Below are 18,427 nucleotides of genomic sequence, written 5' to 3'. Positions count from 1 at the left end.
GCCTTCTCGCGGTCGGCTTGTAAACGTTCGTCGCCGGAAGACACGAACCTTCTTGTGGGACCAACGGGCCAGGGAGAGCGATGCGATTCCCCCGCGAGGCCCCGGACGTCGAGAGGGTGGCGACGGTAGACATCGAAACCACGGCCACGAACCCACGGGACGGCGAACTCGTCTCGGTCGGCGTCGGCGTCCACGCGCGAACCGACTCCCTCACCCAGGCGACCTACGAGACGTTCCACCGCGACGGCGAGGGGGAGGTGTCGCTGGTGCGAGCCGCCATGGACCGTCTCGAAGGCAGCGACGCCGACGCCCTGATCACCTACAACGGCGCCGAGTTCGACCTGCCGTTCGTCGAGGGGCGACTGGCGGCCCACGACGCAACGCTCGACCGCCCGTCGATCACCGACTCCGAGACGCACGTCGACCTGTTTCTCGACCGACGGGAACGCGCCGAGGAGACCGACGAGCCGTGGCCGGGACTGGAAGCGTGTCTGGAAGCGTACGGCTACACGCCCGCGACGACCGTCTGGCGGGGCGAGTCGGTCACGAACGAGCGGTTCGGCGAGGAACTCGGGGCGGCATATCTCCGGACGCTGGGGACGGAGACGGGCGCCCGGTTCCGGGCGACACTCGCCGACGTCGTGGACCACTACCTGCGGACCGACCTGGAGGCGACGCTGGCGCTGTTTTACGCCGACCTCGGGGAGTCGGTCGACGCGGCGTATCTCGGCACGGAGCGTCGGTTCGAGTTATAGGTCCGCGAGGACCGCCTCGGCGGCCTCCCGACCGCTGCGCATCGCCCCCTGGATCGACGACCACGCGGTGTAGTCGCCGGCGAGGTAGACCGGGCCGTTCGGGTCGCGAACGTCGGGCAGGTCGTCGTGGACGCCCGGAGGCTGGGCGAACTGCGCGAACTCGATCCGGTCGGTGTGGACGCCCTCGAGGTCGGCGAACTGGCGCTCGGGATACCACGCCGCGAGTGCCTCGCGGGTCGCCGAGACGAGGTCGGCATCGGGCGTATCGAGTGCGTCGTCGCCGAGGAACGTGGCACAGAGCAGTCGCCGATCGTCGGGGGCGTACTCCGACGCGACCGCCGAGAGGGGCACGACGGCGTTGGGGCGGTCGTCCCCGGCGTTGAGGTGGATCTTCCGTGCGTCGTCGAGCGAGGGGCCGGCGGGTAGGGTACAGTAGACGGTGACGGAGGGGCGGGCGGTCGTGGGGACGGCAGCCACGCCGGTCAGTCGCCCGGCAGTGCGCGGGTCTGTGGCGACGACGGCCGCGTCGACGTCGACGGCGTCGGCCTCGGTGTCGACCGTCACGCCGTCGGCGCCGCCGGCGACGGCCGCGACCGGTTCCGCGAGACGGATCGTCGCTCCCGCCTCTCGGGCACGGTCGGCCAACTGCGCGGGCACGGCGGCCATCCCCGCCGCGGGCAGGGCGATCAGGCCCTCGCTCATCGCCTTGAACGTGTACTCGAACACCCGCTTCGAGGTCGAGAGGGAGCGATCGAGGGTGATGCCGCCGTAGAAGGGGGCGACGAAGTTGTCGAGATACGACTCGGAGAACCCCCAGTCGCGGAGGTATTCGTCGATGGGAGCGTCCGAACTCTCGAAGATGGTCGCCTCGTCCCGACCGCCGACGTGTTGGCGGAGGGCGAGCGTCCGGAGTTTGTCCGTCGTGGTCACCGCCCGGTTGAACAGCGTCTCGGTGAGCGAGAGGGGATCGCGGAGCGGATCCGAGAGCACCGACCGCTCGCCCGGGCGGCAGATGACGGCGCCCGGCGAGAACGACTGCAGGTCGAGCGCCCGGAGGTCGAGTTCCCGGCGGACGGCGGGGTAGGCGGTGAACAGCACCTGGAAGCCACGGTCGAGGGTGAAGCCGTCGCGACGGCGGGTTCGGACCCGGCCACCGACCTCGTCGCGGCGTTCGAACACGGTGACGTCCGCGCCGGCGTCGGCGAGATGTCGCGCGGCGACCAGCCCCGCCAATCCGGCGCCGGCGACGGCGACCGACGGTGTGTCGTCCATACCGGGCGGTCGGCCGGCGAGGGTAAAGAAGCCATGGACAGGGATTTGCCCCTCCGGTCGCAACCGCCGGCATGGACATCTCCGAGACCCTCATCGGCCTCGACTGTACGGCGACCGGCGAGCGATACGATCCGGGCCACGTCGGCCGGAGCGACGCCGATGCCCCGCTCACCCCCGTCTACGACCTCGACGTCGTCGACCCGTCGGCGCTGCCGGCCGACCCCCGGTCGATGTGGGCGTACGACGCGCTCCTCCCCGTGGCCGCGGACGACGCCGTCTCCGCCGGCGAGGGCGCGACGCCGTTGCTCGACGCCGACGGGTTGGCGGCCGACCTCGGCGTCGACACCGTGCTCCTCAAAGACGAGGGCCGGAACCCGACGGGGACGATCCTCGACCGCGGGCTCTCGACGGCGGTGACGATGGCCGAGAAGCGGGACGCGGACCTGCTGGCGCTGGCGGCGGCGGGCAACGCCGGACAGTCGGCGGCCGCCTACGCCGGCCGGATCGAGACGGACTGTTACGCCTATCTCCCCTCGCGTGCCCCCTTCCCGAACAAGGCGATGGTGAACGTCCACGGCGCGGACATGCGCGTGATCGGTGGGCGCTATCCGGACGCAGAGGAGGCGCTCCGGTCGGATCTGGTGACCGACTGGCACTCGCTACAGGAGTTCACGACGCCCTACCGCCACGACGGCTACCGGACGATAGCCTACGAAGTGGCCGGCGCTCGTGACTGGACGGCACCGGACGCCGTCGTCGTCGCCGTCGGCACCGGCGAGACGCTCGTGGGGATCGAACGCGGCTTCCGCGATCTCGTCGAACTCGGACTGACCGATCGGGTGCCGCGCGTCCACGCCGTCCAGGCCGAAGGCTGTGCGCCGATCGTCGAGGCCCACGAGGACGGCGCCGACGCCGTCAAGCCGGCCGAGCATCCCGACACCATCTGTGGCGAACTCGAGATCCCCGACCCCGCGGGTGGCGCCATGGCCCTCGACGCCCTCGCCGACGCCGGGGGCGAGGCCGTGGCCGTGCCCGACGAGGATCTGCTCGAGAGCGCGGTGGCCCTGACCCAGCGACTCGGGACGGAGGTCGGCGCGACGGGCGGCGCCGCGGCCGCCGGTGCCTGGGCGCTGTCGCAACGCGGGACCTTCGACGACGACGAGACGGTCGTCGTTATCAACGCCGACGCCGGCGTGAAGACGGCCGATCTGCTCCGGAGTCACCTGATGAGCCAAGGCGTCTGAGGATTTCGAATCGGCATACTTCGCATTTGTCCACGACAGTTTTATTTATTAGACCCATCTAAATCAGGTAGATCGATGCTGAGCGACGCGATGGAGGACTATCTCAAGGCGATCTACCGACTCCAGTCGGAGGAGGGCGTGCCGGTCGCCACTTCGGCCATCGCCGACGAGGTTGGCACGACGGCACCGACGGTGACCAGCATGGTCCAGAAACTCGCGGACCGGGAGTTGCTGGAACGCGAGAAGTACAAGGGAGTCGAACTGACCCCCGAGGGAGAGACGGTCGCGCTGGAGGTACTCCGGCACCACCGGCTGCTGGAAGCGTATCTCGCCGAGCACCTCGACTACTCGTGGACCGACGTTCACGAGGAGGCCGATGCCCTCGAACATCATATCTCCGAAGAGTTCGAACGGCGGGTGGCCGACGCGCTCGGCGATCCCGAGGTGGATCCACACGGCGATCCGATCCCCGGGGCGGAGCTGCGACCGCTCGACTGCGACGAGACGACGCCGCTGAGCGAGCATCAACCGGGCGACTGTGTGGTTGTCGGTCGGGTTCGTGACCGCGACGAGGAGGAACTCGCCTACCTCGACGACGCGGGGATCCGACCGGGAACGGAACTCGACGTCGTCGACGTGGCGCCGTTCGGCATGGTAACCGTCCGGATCGGCGACGACGAACAGAGCCTCCCGGAGTCGGTCGCGCGGACCATCCGCGTTCGGTCGCCCGGCACCGACCGAGAGGGAATGGAGGAGGTGAGCGGCGCGTGACGGGGTGGGTCGAGATCCTCACCGTCGCGTTCGTCGCCCAACTCGTGGTGTTGCCCGGCGAGAAGGTGCAGTTCATCATCGCGGGGCTCTCGACGCGCTACAACCCGCTGGTGGTCGTGAGCGCCGCTGGAACGGCCTTCGCCGGGTGGACGGCGCTGGAGATCCTGTTCGGCGAGGCGCTTCAGCGCGCACTCCCGCCCGTCGTCCTCGATACGTTCACCGCCGTCCTGTTTCTCGTCTTCGCGGTCCTGCTCTACCGATCCGCGCCGTCGGGCGGCGACCCGGAGCAGATCGACCCCACGGCGACCGACGGGGGCGTGACGTCGCTCTCAACCGACTTCGAGCCGACGGTGTTCGGGCGTGAGGTGCCGGACACCTTCGGAGGGTTTCTCCCCATCTTCGTGATGATGGCGACCGGCGAGTTCGGCGACAAGACCCAACTCGTCACCATCGGGCTAGCTGCCCAGTACGGCGCCCACCCCGCGATCTGGGCGGGGGAGATGCTCGCGATCGTTCCGGTGAGCCTCGCAAACGCCTTCTTTTTCCATCGGTTCTCCCACCGGTTGGACCTCCGGAAGGTCCACTTCTTCTCCGCCGGGCTCTTTGCCTTCTTCGCGGGCGACACAGCGTTGAGCATCGTCACCGGCTTCTCGGTCTGGGAGTCGGTCGTCACGGCGGTGTCGACGGCCGTGCTGGCGCTGTTCTGACGCCGGCGAAGCGGTAGCGTTTTTCTCACGGACGTCCAGGGATCGGCCGTGCCAAGTCCCCTGCCATCCCTCCTGGCCGGCGTCGTCTTCGGCCTCGCCCTCGCCGCCCCACCCGGCCCGATGAACGCCGTCATCGCCGAGGAGTCGGTCACCAACGGGTGGGTGGCCGGCGTCCGGACCGGCCTCGGGGCGATGACCGCCGACGCCGTCTTTTTCGTCTGTGCGCTGCTCGGCGTCGTCACCTTCGTCGAACGCTTCCCGACGGTCCGGGCTGCGATGGTCGGCGTCGGCGGCCTCCTCATGCTCTATTTCGCCTACGGCGCCGCATCGGACGTGACCGGCAGGATGGACGCGGTCCCGACCAACGGGGCGGCGGCCCGGGCGGCGACCGGCTTTCGGAAGGCGTTCGTGCTCGCGCTCACCAATCCCTACCAGATCCTGTTCTGGCTGACCATCGGCGTTGGACTGCTCGAACCCGGACGCCTCGACGTACTCTCCTATACGCCCTACGTCGGGGCCGACCTCGCGGGCCTGTTGGTGGTCCGGACCGGGAGCCCGGCGCTCATCGCCGGATTCTTCCTCGGCATCGGCGTGTGGATCACCGGGTTCCCGGCGGCGCTCCGGGCGGCCCAGCGGCGGGTGGCCGCGTTCACGCCCGTCGTCGCCGGCGCCAGCGCCCTCGTACTCGGCGGGTTCGGCGTCGTCTTTCTCGTCGACGCCGTCCGGACGCTGACGTGATCCTCGGACCCGTCACGGATCCTCGACGCCGGTGATCTCGAACCGTGCCCCGCCCGCGTCGCTTTCGGTCACCTGGATCGTCCAGCCGTGCGCGTTCGCGACGTCGCGGACGATCGAGAGGCCGAATCCCGTCCCCCCGGCGGTCGAGTAGCCGCTCTCGAACACTCGCTCGCGCTCGTCGGCGGGAATCCCCGGCCCGTCGTCGGCGACGTAGAAGCCGCCGTCCGTCTCCCCGACGGTGACGGTGACACCGCCGTCACCGGGGTCGACCCCGTCGTCGGCCGCCGGCCGATTGTTCGTGGAGCCATGCTCCACGCTGTTCCGCATCAGGTTCTCGAGGAGTTCCTGAAGCCGGCCCGGATCACACCGGATGGTCCGATCGGTGGCGGTGATCAGCGTCGCGTCGGTCGTCGGGACGTTTCGCCAGCAACGGGTCGTAAGATCGCCGAGATCGACCGGTTCGAGTTCGCCGACGTGGTTGCCGTCGCGGGCCAACGTCCGCAGGTCCTCGATGAGTGCGACGCTCCGTTCGAGGGCGTCCGCGGCACGGTCGAGGTGGTCGCTGTCACACGTCTCCCGGGCCAGTTCCAGTCGACCGCCGACGATGTTCAGCGGGTTCCGGAGGTCATGAGAGACGACGCTGGTGAACTCCTCCAGTCGCTCGTTCTGGCGTTCCAGCTCGCGTTCGCGCTCCTTGCGCTCGGTGATGTCACGGACGACACAGACGATTCGCCCGCGGTCGGTCAGGCTCAAGGTGAGTTCCTGGGGGAACGTGCTGCCGTCCGCGCGGATCCCGACCGCCTCGCCCCGCCAGGCACCGTCGGCAAACAGCGTCGGCATGACGTTCCCTTCGAAGCGGTCGAGTTCGTCGTCGTCGTAACACAGCCGCCACGTCTCGTCGACGAGCGCCTCCGGGTCGGCGTAGCCGTAGATGTCGGCGTGGGCCTCGTTGACGAAGCGGTACGTTCCGTCCGCATCGAGGATGGCGATGCCGTCGGTCGCCGCGTGCATCGCGGTTACCTGGGCCTCCAACTCCCGTTCGCGCTCCTTGCGCTCGGTGACGTCCCTGATGATCCCTGCAGTGTCCCGAGACCTCGATCCGTCCGGATCTCGGAGGAACTTCCCCCTGATCTCACAGGAGATGCGGTCGCCGCGTGCGGTTTCGATGTCGGTTTCGAGCCGTCCGAACCCGCCCTCGTCAGCCCTGAGTCGCTCGCGGATATCCACGACGCGCTCGATCGCGTCGTCGTCGAGAAGCAGCGAGATGTGGGCGCCGAGTAGCTCCTCGCGGTCGTAGCCCGTCTCCGCCACGAGCGTGTCGTTGACGACCGCAAACCGGAGATCAGCGTCCATCACGTAGGCCATGTCCGGGATCGTGTTGATGACGGTTCGGTACCGCTCGAGGTCGCGTTCGCGCTCCTTGCGGTCGGTGATTTCGCGGACGACCGCGAGGAGACGATCACGGCCGTCGAGACGCGTCGACGCGAGATGGACCTCCGTCCAGAATCGCTCGCCGTCGGCCGTCACGCCGGGCCACTCGAACGTCCGTGGGCCCCGGTCGGCGGCCTCCCGAACCCGGCGTCTGGCCGCAGTCGCCGAATACGGCGTTTCGTCCGGCAGGATGGCATCGAGGCCGGCATCCAGCAGTTCCCGCCGCTCGTAGCCGAACATCGCCGCGTACGCCTCGTTTACGTCCACAACCGTCCCGTCCGCGTCGTGGACCACGACGCCGTCGGGAATCGACTCGAACACCTCCCGATGGTCGGGAGAGAGACGACGGCGGTGATCGACCGCCGCGGGGATCCGCTCGGCGAGCCGTCGCCGTCTGTCGGCGTCGGCCTCCGAGATGCAGTGGGTCACGCCGGCCGAGAGCGCCTCGGCGACGACCGACTCCGACGCCCCATCGGCAATGAGGATGAGCGGGAGGGCAGGGTGTCGATCGCGGACCGTTTCGAGCAGTCCGACGCCGTCACGATCCGGCAGTTCGTAGGTCGAGACGACACAGTCGACGTCCTCGGTCGTGAGCCGATGTAACCCCTTCTCCGCAGTCGTCGCTACCGTGACGTCGAACGCCTCGGCGTCGCGTTCGAGCGCCGTAGCGGTCCGTTCCGCGTGTTCGGATACTCCGTCGACGTAGAGTACCCGAATCGACTCGCTCATACGAGTTTTCATCGAATCGACAGATAAAACGGTTGCGTTGTGAGGCGTCCGACCAAGCGTATTTGCTCTCCCATCCCCGACGGGGAGGCATGCAACCGGACCTCTCCGCGCTCGACGCCACACTCGGCGACCGGGATGGGTATCTCGTCGACGCCGACGGCACCGACTCGACCCAGCGGTATCTCTCGGGGTTCGACGCGCCCGACCCGTTCGTCACCTGTCACACGCCAGACGGCGTCCACCTGCTCGTCTCCGGGCTGGAATACGGCCGCGCGAAAAAGGAGTCCCGGGCCGACTCCGTCTCTCGCCTCTCGGCCTACGACTACCGCGAGCGGACGAGCGAGGCCGGCCCCGTGGACGGGCGGGCGGCCGTCGTCGCGGACTTCCTCGCCGACCGGGGCGTCGAATCGGTGGTCGTCCCCGCGCGGTTCCCGCTCGGTACCGCGGACGGCCTGCGCGACGCCGGCGTGACCGTCGACGTCGACGACGAGGACACGGTGACGCGGATCCGTGCGGTCAAGACGCCGGCGGAAGTCGAGCACGTCCGACGGACCCAGCGGGCGAACGAGCGGGCGATGGCGACCGCCGAGTCGTTGATCGAGTCGGCGACGGTCGTCGAGGGCGTCCTCCACCGCGACGGCGACCCCCTGACGAGCGAGGCCGTCCGCCTGGCGATCGAACGGACGCTGCTGGAGGACGGGTGTGCGCTCGACGAGACCATCGTCGCCTGCGGCACCGACACCGCCGACCCGCACGAGCGGGGCTCGGGGCCACTCCGTGCCGACGAACCCATCGTCGTCGACATCTTTCCCCGCGACAAGGAAACGAAGTATCACGGCGACATCACGCGGACCTTCCTGCGGGGGACCCCCGATCCGACGCTGCGGGAGTGGTTCGACCTGACCGACGAGGCACGGCGGGCCGCGCTCGACGCCGTCGAACCCGGCGTCACGGGCGAGGCGGTCCACGCCGCCGCCTGTGACGTCTACGAGGACGCCGGGCTCCCGACGCTCCGTGCCGATCCGTCGGCGGAAACAGGGTTCATCCACAGCACCGGCCACGGCGTCGGTCTCGACGTCCACGAACTGCCACGGATCGGCCCCGACGGCGACGAACTCGAACCCGGGAACGTGATCACGATCGAACCCGGCCTGTACGATCCCGCAGTGGGGGGCGTTCGCATCGAGGATCTGATCGTCGTCACCGAAGACGGCTACGAGAACCTGACGGAGTATCCGGTCGAACTGGTCGTCTGAGACGCCGACGGATCGCAAGGCACTTCGCCGCGGTCGGCCCAGAGCGGGTGTGAACTGGCGGTACCGCCACACGGTCCTCGCACTCTGTACGCTCGCGTTCGCCGCCACGATGCTGGCGCGGCTGGTCATCAGCCCGGTCGTCCCCGACGTAACGGGACACTACGACGTCTCGACGGGCGCGGTGGGCCTCGCGCTCTCGGGCATGTGGGCCGCCTACGCTCTCACGCAGTTTCCGTCGGGCATCCTCGGCGACCGCTTCGGGGAGCGACGGGTGATCCTCGCGGCGGTGGGAATCACCGCCGTCGCCAGCCTGTCGCTCGCACTCGCGCCCACGTTCGCGGTGTTCGGGATTCTGACCGTCGTCCTCGGTGCGGGGGCAGGACTCCATTACAGCGTCGCCACCTCCCTGCTCACGAAGGAGTTCGACGACATCGGGCGCGCGATCGGTCTCCACGTCAGCGGTGGACCACTGGCGGGGCTGGTCGCGCCCGTCGTCGCCACGGCTCTGGCCGTTCGGTTCGGCTGGCGGACCGCCATCGGCGTCGGTGCCGCCGTCGCGATCCCGGTCTACGTGGCGTTCGCCTGGCAGGTCGAGCGGACACCGCCGGAGCGCCCCGGCGAGTCGATGCGCGACCGGATGGCGATCAGACCGCTGATCGACCTGCTCGTCCGCCCGCCCATCGCCTTCACCACCCTCGTCGCCTTTCTGGGTGCCTTCGCCTGGCAGGCGACGGCCTCCTTCCTCCCGGCCTTTCTCGTCTCCTTCCGCGACCTGCCCGAGACGAGCGCCGGGATCCTGTTCTCGGCGTACTTCGTCGTCAGTGGTCTCGGGACGCCGACGATCGGGTGGGTGTCGGACCGCGTCGGGCGCGACGGCGCCGCCGTCGGGACGATGGCGGCCGGCGTCGTGGGGTACACGATCCTCGTCGTCGGTCCTCGGGGGTCGCTCCCGCTCGCCATCGCCTTCGTCGGCATCGCGATGACCTGGGGGGCGCCCGTCCAGTCGCGCTTTTTCGACAAGTTCGAAGCCGACGAACGCGGCGCCGCCTTCGGCCTTGTCCGCACCGCGTACATGGTGCTCGGGGCGACGGGGAGTGTCGTCGTCGGCGTCCTCTCCGACGTGGCCGGCTGGGCCGTTGCCTACGGCCTGCTCGCGGCCGTGACGGGACTGGCGCTCGTCCTCCTCCTCGCCAACCTCGCGTTCGGCCTCGACCTATAGATGGCCGGCGCGCCACCGCCCGCACCGAACCCCTTTTGATCGGTGAGGGGGAAGCCACGCCCATGGATCTGCTGGTGGTCGGCGCCGGCGAGATGGGCCGTTGGGTCGCCCGGACCGTCGACCGACCCGTCGCTCTCGCCGACGTCGACGCCGCGGTTGCGGAGCGGGCCGCCGCGACCCTCGGCGACGGGGTGCGGGCGGTGCCGGCGGACACGACCGAGACGTTCGACGCGGTCTGTCTGGCCGTACCCATCTCCGCCGTCACCGCGGCCGTCGAGGGGTATGCCCCCCGAGCCGAGCGGGCGATGTGCGACGTGAGCGGCGTGATGCGCGGACCGGTGGCGGCGATGCGTGAGGCGTTGCCCGACCGCGAGCGGCTGTCGATGCATCCCCTCTTCGCCGCGTCGAACGCGCCCGGGAACGTGGCCGTCGTCGCCGACGCGCCGGGACCGGTCACCGACGCCATCCGCGAGGACGTCGCCGCCGCGGGCAACCACACCTTCGAGACGACCGCCGAGGAACACGACGCCGCGATGGAGACGGTCCAGGCCGGCGCACACACCGCCGTCCTCGCGTACGCCCTCGCCGCCGCGGACGTCCCCGAGGAGTTCGCGACGCCCGTCTCGGCGGCGATGGACGACCTCGTCGGGACGGTCACCGGCGGTACGCCCCACGTGTACCGCGAGATACAGGAGACGTTCGACGGCGCGGACGCCGTCGCCGAGGCCGCCCGCCGGATCGCGGATGCCGACGGTGAGACCTTCGAAGACCTCTATCGCGAGGCGGGCGAATGATCGACCGCGAGTCCGTTCGCTCGAACGCCAAATACCTCCGCCGGGTGCGGCCGATCGATCCCGACGAGATTGCCGAGTACGTCGACGGTCGCCCCCATCCGGCCGTCGTCCGGCGAGTGCTTCAGGAGGAGGCGTACGACCTCGGCCTGTTCGAACGCGACGACGGGACGTTCGTCCCCGCGAACGAGGAGCCGGTCCACCCGACCGACTGGGACCCGACTCGATTCCCCGACCGCTACGTCGAGACGGTCGAGGACCGCCTCGTAGCGCGCTACGGCACCGACTGGCACCGCGGCGAGGCGGGCGATCGACTGCGCGAGGTGATCCGGCGGCTGAAGGCGGATTACTACCGCGGGAACCCGGTCGAGTACGACACTGAGGTCGCACTCGGCTACGCCATCTACCACCTCCCCGACTACTATGCCGCCGCCGGCTACCCGCTCGACGATCTCGTCGAGCGATCGCTCCTGCCTCGTCGCCTGCGCGTTCTCGATGTCGGGGCGGGTGTCGGCGGCCCCGCACTGGGCCTGTTCGACTACCTGCCCGAGGACGCCCTCGTCGACTACCACGCCGTCGAGCCAAGTGCCGCGGCGGACGTCCTCGAACCGTTGCTCGCGACGACGCGACGGAACGTCCGGACGACGATCCACCGCGAACCGATCGAGAAGTTCGACTTCGCGGACGCCCCCTACGACCTGATCCTCGCGGCCAACGTCCTGAGCGAACTCGACGATCCCGTCTCGGCCGTCGAGCGGGCGCTCAACGCCCTCGCGGACGACGGAACGCTCCTCGCGCTCGCACCGGCCGATCTCGAAACCAGCACGGGCCTCCGACGGATCGAGCGGGCGGTCGCCGGCGAGGAGGTGACCGTCTACGCGCCCACGCTCCGCCTGTGGCCGGACGCGGAGCCGGCGGATCGGGGCTGGTCGTTCGACGAGCGACCGCAGATCGAGGCGCCGCGACTCCAGCGCCGCCTCGACGACGCCGGCTCCGAGCCGGGGACCTTCCGCAACGAGACGGTGAAGTTCTCCTACACCCTGCTCCGGCGGGACGGAACGCGCCGGGTCGACGTCCGTGCGGACGCCGCCCGCCACGCCCGGATGGCGGACATGGAGCGACACGTCACCGAACGGATCGACCTGCTGGCGGTGAAACTCAGCCGGAACCTTGCGGACGGCGGCAACCCCCTGTTCAAGATCGGCGACGGGAGCGAGCGTCTGGAACAGTACGCGGTGCTGACCCGGGAGTCGGCGCTGAATCGCGCCCTCGGGGACGCGGACTACGGGGCCGTCCTCGCCGTCGAGAACGCCCTCGCGCTCTGGAACGACGACGAGGGGGCGTACAACCTCGTCGTCGACGACGAAGCAGTCGTCGACCGCGTGGCCTGACGGGTGTCGTAACTGCGTCACGGCCGGTCGCCCGCGAGCCGCCACGAGCCGGAGCGCCTAACTCGGCGGCCTCCCGAGGGTGTGGCATGGACGAGCCACATGTCCTCCTGACGAACGACGACGGTATCGGCTCCGTCGGGTTCCGGGCACTCTACGACACACTCTCCGACATCGCGGAGGTGACCGCGGTCGCCCCGAACGGCGACAAGAGCGCCGTCGGGCGTGCGATGTCCCGCGAGGTAGAGGTGGAGGAACACGAACTCGGGTACGCCATCCACGGCACGCCCGCGGACTGCACCGTCGTCGGACTGGAGGCACTCTGCCCGGACGTCGACATGGTCGTCGCGGGCTGCAACCGCGGCGCCAACCTGGGCGCCTACGTCCTCGGTCGCTCCGGAACCGTCAGCGCCGCCGTCGAAGCCGCCTTCTTCGACGTTCCGGCCATCGCCGTCTCGTTGTACGTGCCCGGCGACGACGGCGAGTGGCAACACGCTGCCGACGAGATTCGGGACTACCGCAACGCCGCCGAGGCGACCACGTACCTCGTCGAACACGCCCTCGGCGCCGGCGTCTTCGAGCAGGCCGAATATCTGAACATCAACGCCCCGATACACGACCCAGGCGACGACCTCGCTCCTCTGGAAGTCACCGAACCTTCGACGCTCTACGACATGCGGGCCGAGCGCGACGGCGGCCGGATCAGTCTCACCGACAACGTGTGGGCGCGGATGCGCGAAGGGACCCTCCCCGACCCGCAGGGAACCGACCGCCGGGCCATCGTCGAGGGCCGGGTCAGTATCTCTCCGCTCACGGCGCCCCACACCACCGAGCACCACGAGGCGCTCGACGCCCTCGCGGAGACGTACCGGAACTGAATCGCGCCGCGATCAGTCGTCGGCACACGCCGTGGACGACCCCCAACGAGCCGTACGGTGACCGCGGACAACAACCACTAAGGGCTATTGCTGGAGGTATGTTATCAAGGGCCAATGCACCGAACGTTCGTCGCTCTCCTAGACCGGAACCACGAGCACGCCGAGGCGTTCGCGGACCGATTCGACGACGTGCAGGACGCCCAGCACCCCCCGGTGGTGACCGTCTGTTGCTCCGACTCCCGAGTCCTCCAAGACCACATCTGGAGGAACGACCGCCCGGGCCACCTGTTCACCTGTGGCAACATCGGTAACCGTGTCCTCGAACGCACCGACGCCGGCGAGGTCGTCTCGGGAGACGTCCTCTATCCGATCGCACACACCGGGACGGACATCGTCGTCGTCATGGGACACACGGGCTGTGGTGCCGTGACCGCAGCGTACGACGATCTGACCGACGGCATCGACGAGCCGCCTGGCATCGAGCGGTGTCTCGACCTGCTGGAATCACGGTTGGAGGCAGGTATCGATGCCCTCCCGGCGGGAGTGGACCGAGCGGCCGCGATCAACCACCTCGTGGAGTACAACGTGGACCGACAGGTCGAGTTCCTCGTCGAGAGCGGGGAGATTCCACCCGACGTGACAGTCATCGGCGTCGTCTACGACTTCCAGGACGTCTACCCCGGACAGCGCGGCGAGATTCACGTGATCAACGTCGACGGCACCCGGGATACCGACGCGTTGCGGGCGATCCACGCCGAGATAGCGGAGCGGATCGGGCGACTGTGGGCGTACTGATGCCGCGTCCGACTCCGTCCCACTGGTAACCTGCGCGGACTCGTCCCTGTGCGAACCGAAAACGGGGACGGGGAGTTCCGAAAGCCGCCGACCACGACGACGATTGGATGCCGCCGCTCGATGCGTTCCACACGTCGACTGTGGTAACACGGGGGATCGACGTACTGTCCTCGGACGCGGAAACCGACGCGTCGAGCGTCCCGTTCGAACCGACCGACGGAGGATAGGCTACAGCACCCGAATCACTACTACCGGGACTCTCGTTGCTCCACCTTGTTCAACTCGATCAACAGGCGGAAGATGGCCTTGACCAGGTTCGCATCCACGCCGAAGGTCTCGGCGTTCTCGCCCGCCCGCTCCATCACGCGGGCCTCCTGTGACTCGTCGGTGGTCGGGAGGTCCTGCTGGGCTTTCACCTCGGCGACGGTACCCGCGACGTAGGTTCGCCGAGCGATGAGTTCGACGAGTTCGCGGTCGATGTCCTCGATCTCTTCGCGAAGTTCGGAGAGCGACATCTCCTCGGCGGGGCTGCTCATTCGATCACCTGTGCGCCGTCCGTTCGTGTCGTCGTCATCCATGTGTCTCCCTCGCGTTGACTCCAGTGGTCGCGTGCCTGTGCCAGTTCGTCCCGGTCGCCGACCGCGACGACGCTGGGGCCGGTCCCCGAAAGCGAGACGCCGGCGGCATGGGGCATCGCCTCGACCGCCGGATCGGTCGGAAAGCCGAGTGCGGCCGAGTAGGCCAGTCCGTTGACCGTCATCGCCGGGCCGTAGCGGCCATCGAGCGCCAGGTCGGTGACGAGACGGGCCATCGGCGCTACCTTCGCGCACCGAGCCACGTCGGCGTCGGCGCTGAACGCCCGCGCCGGCGGCGTCCAGACGAGAACGTCCCATTCGACGGCCTCGCGGGCGAGCAGGTCGTCGGAATCGTTGTCGGTGACCGTGAGGCCGCCCAGCATGCTCGCGCTCGCGTCGTCGAACGCGCCGGTGACCGTGACGCCAGCGTCGCGGGCGGCCCGGACACCGATCCGACAGGCCTCCTCGCGGTCGAGGGGGGCGGCCGCGCCGGTCGGCGATTCGCCGCTCGCGGCGCCCGTGCCGTCGACGGGCACGTCGAGCGCCGACAGGGCTGCGAGCACCGTCGCGTTCGCGGCGGCGCTCGAACTCTTCAGTCCCGCGGCCATCGGCACCTCGCTCTCGGTGCGGACGTGACCGCCCTGGCCGTCACCGAACCGCTCGACGACGCGTTCGACGACACGACGGATCAGACGGGTGTCCCCGTCCGGGACGCCCGCGATGTCGCCGCTGACGGTGCCGGTGTCGTCGAGTTCGACCCGGGCGGTCGTCTCCGCGTCGATGGCGAAGGCCGATCCCACGCCCGTCGCGAGAGCGTTGAGGACCGTACCCGCCCCGAGTGCGACGGCCTCGCCGTACATACCGAACTCCCCGCGGACCGGACAGTTATGTGTGCCGGTCTAGCGGACGAACAGCGAGCCGAGGGTGCCCGCGACCCCACCCGAGACCGCCGTCGCGGCCCCCGCAAGCAGGAGTGGGGCGACGGCGCCCGCGAGCGGGTAGATCTGGTCGGCCCCCGGACCCGACAGGAGAGAGAGGCCGGCAAGCCCCGCACCGGCCATCACGAAAAACCCCACGAGGGTGCCGGTGGCGGCGACGAGGCCGGCCGTCCCGGCGTCGGCGAAGCGCGACCCGGAGAGCAACCCCAGGGTCGACCCGACGACGGGGCCGGCAAAAAAGAGCGTGATCGTGGTCTGGAACACCGAGAGCGCGACGAAGACCGGGCCGAAGGTGGTCGGCTGGGAACCGGTCGCGGCGGTGACAAAGAGGGTCCGCGCCCAGTCGGCGGCGACGAAACTGACGACGCCGAGCGCGAGGCCGACGGCCGCGAACGTCCCGACGATCAGGAAGATCTGTCGGCTGGCCGAGGGGAGCGCCGACTGCCGGGTCACGTCAGGGTCTCCACAGCCACACCCGATCCAGCGGGTCGGTCCAGCCGACACGCTCCTCCCAGGCGACCTCGGAGGGGGCGGCGACGAGGACGAAGGGTCCGGCCTGAATCAGGAAGGCGTAGGTGACGTCGCCGTCGGCGTCGTAGTACACCCGGTGCCACCGATCACGGCCGAATGAGTAGACCCCCTCCCTGCCGACCCCGGTGTCGAACAGGGTCCCGACCGCGTCGCCCGCCGCCGTCACGTCGTCGTACCGCTGGACGAACAGCGACGTGTGGTCGTAATCGAGCGGATCGAAGTCGGTCGGCTGACTTTCGGCGGGCGGAATCGCGTAACTTACCAGATACGCGAACCCGGTCCGTCCCGCGGGTTCGCTCACAGCGTCGAAGTGGGTCCGCTGGCGAGCCAACAACTCCAGTCCCTCGTTCTCGTCGTTCCCGGCGTCGTCGCCGAACGGCTCTCGCTCGATGTACCGCGGGCCGCCGTAGGCGTAGCCCGCGTACTCCGCCGAGTGGTAGATCTCGAACAGACCCGGGAGAGCCTCGTCGTCCTCGTCGTCCCCGTCGTCCGTCGAGTCGGGCGTATCGTCGTGGAGGTGGCGATACAACCGGGCGTCGATCTGGCGGTCCGACAGGACCCGCCGGACGAACAGGTCGCTCCGGATGCCCTCGAGGTAGTCGTAGAGTCGTTCGAGTTCCACGTCGATTCGGTCGAGGTCACCCCGGGAGCCGAACCGGCGGATCGTCTCGACGTGGGCGTCGATCTCGTCGCGCATCTGTCCGGGAATCCCGAAGTGACCGCCGAGTTCGACTTGGGCCGTCGCGATGGCTCGATCGGTCGCTCGGCGGACGAGTTCGAGGCTGCTGGCGTCGAACTCGGCGGCGTCTCGAACGCGCTGGACGGTCGCCATCGCGTGGCCGAGGGTTCGTCGGTAGGTCTCGATCGACGCGTCGTAGTCGGTCGCGAACCACTCGATCTCCCCGTACACCTGCTCGACTTCGGTCGCCAACTGCGGGTTCGGAACCGTCGTCTCCGTCCGCTGTGGCTTTCGCTCCTCGTCGTCCGGGGTGGCCGTCTCGGCGTCGACGAGCGGTTCGTCGACGGCCGTCTCGGTCGCCGTCTCGGGGTAGGTCACGTTCGAGCGACCGGCCGACAGACAGCCGGAGAATCCGAGGGCCGTCCCAGCCAGCAGTGCCCGACGCGTCCAGTCCATGAGCGCGACAAGGGACCACCCCTGTAAATAATGTGCGGCCACGGTATCGGACGTGAGAAGGCCCCGACGAGCCGATAGACTCAACGGGACCCGGTGCCGACCGCGAGCCATGGGCACGCCACTGGAGTCCCGCGAGGCGCAGGTCGCCGAGGTACTGGATCGGCTGTACGACGAGTATCCCGACGCGACCATCTCGCTGACCTATTCGAACCGGCTGGAACTCCTCGTCGCGGTCGTCCTCTCGGCGCAGTGTACCGACGAACGGGTCAACGAGGTCACCGAGGACCTGTTCGAGAAGTACACGTCCGCCGCGGACTACGCCGCGGCCGACGTGGACGAACTCGCCGACGACATCTACGGCATCACCTTCCACAACAACAAGGCCGGCTACCTGCAGTCGATGGGCGAGCGCCTCGTCGCGGAACACGACGGCGAGGTGCCGGACACGATGGACGCCCTCACCGACCTATCTGGAGTGGGACGCAAGACGGCGAACGTCGTCCTCCAGCACGGCCACGACGTCGTGGAGGGGATCGTCGTCGACACGCACGTCCAGCGACTCGCCCGACGCCTCGGACTCACGACCGAGGAGTCGCCCGAACGGATCGAGACGGACCTGATGGACGTCGTGCCCGAGGATGACTGGCAACAGCTCACACACCTGCTCATCAGCCACGGTCGGGGGGTCTGTGATGCCCGAAATCCGGACTGCGAGGCGTGTGTCCTCGAGGAGATCTGTCCGTCGTCGAAACTGGATTCGGACGTCGACCTCGCGAGCGGCGAAACGTGGGGCTAGCCGAGGTGAAGCTGTACGTACCGGACGACTCCGACGAGATAGGCCCCGAGCCAGAAGAGCACGTAGCCGAAGACGCCGATCCGCAGGCGGCCACGCCACGCACTCATGTTCTCGTGTAAGTCGTTCAGATCGACGTCGGGATCCGGGTCGCGATAGAGGTCTGCCTCGTATTTGGCCTGGAAGATACGGACGATCCCCGTCAGCGCGAACACGAGCATCGCGTAGGCCTGGAGGCCGAGAACCGCGTGGAGAGCCGCGAGGCCACCGAACTGATCGGCGAGCCGAGGGACCATCCACCCCACGACGGGCACCGTCGTCAACGTCAGGCCGACGAGGATGTACTTCAAGTGTCTCGTCAACACGTTCCACGTCACCGTGTCGTTGTCCAGTACGATCCAGGCCCCGTAGAGGTAAAAGGGGAGACTCGCGGTTACCGCGAGGCCGGCGAGGGTCGCCACCGTCGCGTCGCGTACCATCG

The 18,427-nt window shown here is 69.0% G+C and carries 19 protein-coding genes; 12 read left to right on the top strand and 7 right to left on the bottom strand.

Features of this window, described 5'->3' with window-relative positions; genetic code table 11:
- The first annotated feature begins 80 nt into the window (after positions 1 to 80).
- The gene (locus tag NBT82_RS02710; protein ID WP_251330052.1) at positions 81 to 755 is read left to right on the top strand and encodes a ribonuclease H-like domain-containing protein; all 675 of its coding nucleotides are present in this window, start codon (positions 81 to 83) and stop codon (positions 753 to 755) included.
- Here NBT82_RS02710 and NBT82_RS02705 read toward each other — a convergent pair.
- Entirely contained in the window at positions 750 to 2,027 is a 1,278-nt protein-coding gene (locus NBT82_RS02705) for an NAD(P)/FAD-dependent oxidoreductase (protein ID WP_251330051.1), read from the bottom strand. The two genes, NBT82_RS02710 and NBT82_RS02705, sit on opposite strands and share 6 nt — an antisense overlap.
- Before the next feature lie 71 nt (positions 2,028 to 2,098).
- Here NBT82_RS02705 and NBT82_RS02700 point away from each other — a divergent pair, with 71 nt between their 5' ends.
- The 4 genes from NBT82_RS02700 to NBT82_RS02685 all read left to right on the top strand — a co-directional run bounded on the left by NBT82_RS02700 (position 2,099) and on the right by NBT82_RS02685 (position 5,487).
- Positions 2,099 to 3,271 (top strand): pyridoxal-phosphate dependent enzyme, encoded by a 1,173-nt coding sequence (locus NBT82_RS02700; RefSeq protein ID WP_251330050.1) that lies wholly within the window; start codon positions 2,099 to 2,101, stop codon positions 3,269 to 3,271.
- A 75-nt stretch (positions 3,272 to 3,346) separates the two neighbouring features.
- Positions 3,347 to 4,042, top strand: coding sequence for a metal-dependent transcriptional regulator (locus tag NBT82_RS02695; protein ID WP_251330049.1), 696 nt, complete (start codon positions 3,347 to 3,349; stop codon positions 4,040 to 4,042).
- A complete protein-coding gene (locus NBT82_RS02690; RefSeq protein WP_251330048.1) occupies positions 4,039 to 4,749 on the top strand; it encodes a TMEM165/GDT1 family protein in 711 nt (236 codons plus the stop codon). Before NBT82_RS02695 ends, NBT82_RS02690 begins: the two co-directional genes overlap by 4 nt.
- Before the next feature lie 48 nt (positions 4,750 to 4,797).
- Positions 4,798 to 5,487: a LysE family translocator gene (locus tag NBT82_RS02685; RefSeq protein WP_256476670.1), complete on the top strand. Its 690-nt coding sequence runs from the start codon at positions 4,798 to 4,800 to the stop codon at positions 5,485 to 5,487.
- 12 nt (positions 5,488 to 5,499) lie between these two features.
- On the opposite strand, the gene NBT82_RS02680 is transcribed toward NBT82_RS02685, so the two are convergent.
- On the bottom strand, positions 5,500 to 7,647 hold the full coding sequence (locus tag NBT82_RS02680) for a hybrid sensor histidine kinase/response regulator (protein ID WP_251330047.1): 2,148 nt from the start codon (positions 7,645 to 7,647) through the stop codon (positions 5,500 to 5,502).
- Between the two features lie 89 nt (positions 7,648 to 7,736).
- Between NBT82_RS02680 and NBT82_RS02675 the strand changes: the two genes are divergently transcribed.
- The 6 genes from NBT82_RS02675 to NBT82_RS02650 all read left to right on the top strand — a co-directional run bounded on the left by NBT82_RS02675 (position 7,737) and on the right by NBT82_RS02650 (position 13,974).
- The gene (locus tag NBT82_RS02675; protein ID WP_251330046.1) at positions 7,737 to 8,903 is read left to right on the top strand and encodes a M24 family metallopeptidase; all 1,167 of its coding nucleotides are present in this window, start codon (positions 7,737 to 7,739) and stop codon (positions 8,901 to 8,903) included.
- A 49-nt stretch (positions 8,904 to 8,952) separates the two neighbouring features.
- Entirely contained in the window at positions 8,953 to 10,122 is a 1,170-nt protein-coding gene (locus NBT82_RS02670) for an MFS transporter (protein ID WP_251330045.1), read from the top strand.
- A 62-nt stretch (positions 10,123 to 10,184) separates the two neighbouring features.
- Positions 10,185 to 10,916: a prephenate dehydrogenase/arogenate dehydrogenase family protein gene (locus NBT82_RS02665; protein WP_251330044.1), complete on the top strand. Its 732-nt coding sequence runs from the start codon at positions 10,185 to 10,187 to the stop codon at positions 10,914 to 10,916.
- Positions 10,913 to 12,304: a small ribosomal subunit Rsm22 family protein gene (locus NBT82_RS02660; protein WP_251330043.1), complete on the top strand. Its 1,392-nt coding sequence runs from the start codon at positions 10,913 to 10,915 to the stop codon at positions 12,302 to 12,304. Before NBT82_RS02665 ends, NBT82_RS02660 begins: the two co-directional genes overlap by 4 nt.
- Positions 12,305 to 12,390: 86 nt before the next feature.
- Positions 12,391 to 13,179, top strand: a complete 789-nt coding sequence (surE, locus tag NBT82_RS02655) for a 5'/3'-nucleotidase SurE (protein ID WP_251330042.1) — start codon at positions 12,391 to 12,393, stop codon at positions 13,177 to 13,179.
- A gap of 114 nt (positions 13,180 to 13,293) precedes the next feature.
- The gene (locus tag NBT82_RS02650; protein ID WP_251330041.1) at positions 13,294 to 13,974 is read left to right on the top strand and encodes a carbonic anhydrase; all 681 of its coding nucleotides are present in this window, start codon (positions 13,294 to 13,296) and stop codon (positions 13,972 to 13,974) included.
- A gap of 248 nt (positions 13,975 to 14,222) precedes the next feature.
- Here the strand turns inward: NBT82_RS02650 and NBT82_RS02645 are convergent, their stop codons facing one another.
- Genes NBT82_RS02645 through NBT82_RS02630 form a run of 4 tightly spaced genes read right to left on the bottom strand, consistent with a single transcriptional unit; the run spans position 14,223 to position 17,153 of the window.
- Entirely contained in the window at positions 14,223 to 14,510 is a 288-nt protein-coding gene (locus NBT82_RS02645) for a chorismate mutase (RefSeq protein ID WP_251330040.1), read from the bottom strand.
- The gene (locus tag NBT82_RS02640) at positions 14,507 to 15,409 is read right to left on the bottom strand and encodes a shikimate kinase (protein ID WP_251330039.1); all 903 of its coding nucleotides are present in this window, start codon (positions 15,407 to 15,409) and stop codon (positions 14,507 to 14,509) included. Before NBT82_RS02640 ends, NBT82_RS02645 begins: the two co-directional genes overlap by 4 nt.
- A 39-nt stretch (positions 15,410 to 15,448) precedes the next feature.
- The gene (locus NBT82_RS02635) at positions 15,449 to 15,940 is read right to left on the bottom strand and encodes a hypothetical protein (protein WP_251330038.1); all 492 of its coding nucleotides are present in this window, start codon (positions 15,938 to 15,940) and stop codon (positions 15,449 to 15,451) included.
- A 1-nt stretch (position 15,941) separates the two neighbouring features.
- Entirely contained in the window at positions 15,942 to 17,153 is a 1,212-nt protein-coding gene (locus tag NBT82_RS02630; RefSeq protein ID WP_251330037.1) for a hypothetical protein, read from the bottom strand.
- A gap of 109 nt (positions 17,154 to 17,262) precedes the next feature.
- Between NBT82_RS02630 and nth the strand changes: the two genes are divergently transcribed.
- Positions 17,263 to 17,949, top strand: a complete 687-nt coding sequence (nth, locus tag NBT82_RS02625) for an endonuclease III (protein ID WP_251330036.1) — start codon at positions 17,263 to 17,265, stop codon at positions 17,947 to 17,949.
- On the opposite strand, the gene NBT82_RS02620 is transcribed toward nth, so the two are convergent.
- Positions 17,946 to 18,425: a DUF7321 family protein gene (locus NBT82_RS02620; RefSeq protein ID WP_251330035.1), complete on the bottom strand. Its 480-nt coding sequence runs from the start codon at positions 18,423 to 18,425 to the stop codon at positions 17,946 to 17,948. The two genes, nth and NBT82_RS02620, sit on opposite strands and share 4 nt — an antisense overlap.
- Positions 18,426 to 18,427: the final 2 nt, after the last annotated feature.

Source organism: Haloplanus sp. HW8-1 (assembly GCF_023703795.1).
Classification (GTDB): domain Archaea; phylum Halobacteriota; class Halobacteria; order Halobacteriales; family Haloferacaceae; genus Haloplanus; species Haloplanus pelagicus.
This window is presented reverse-complemented; position numbering and strand designations above follow the sequence as displayed.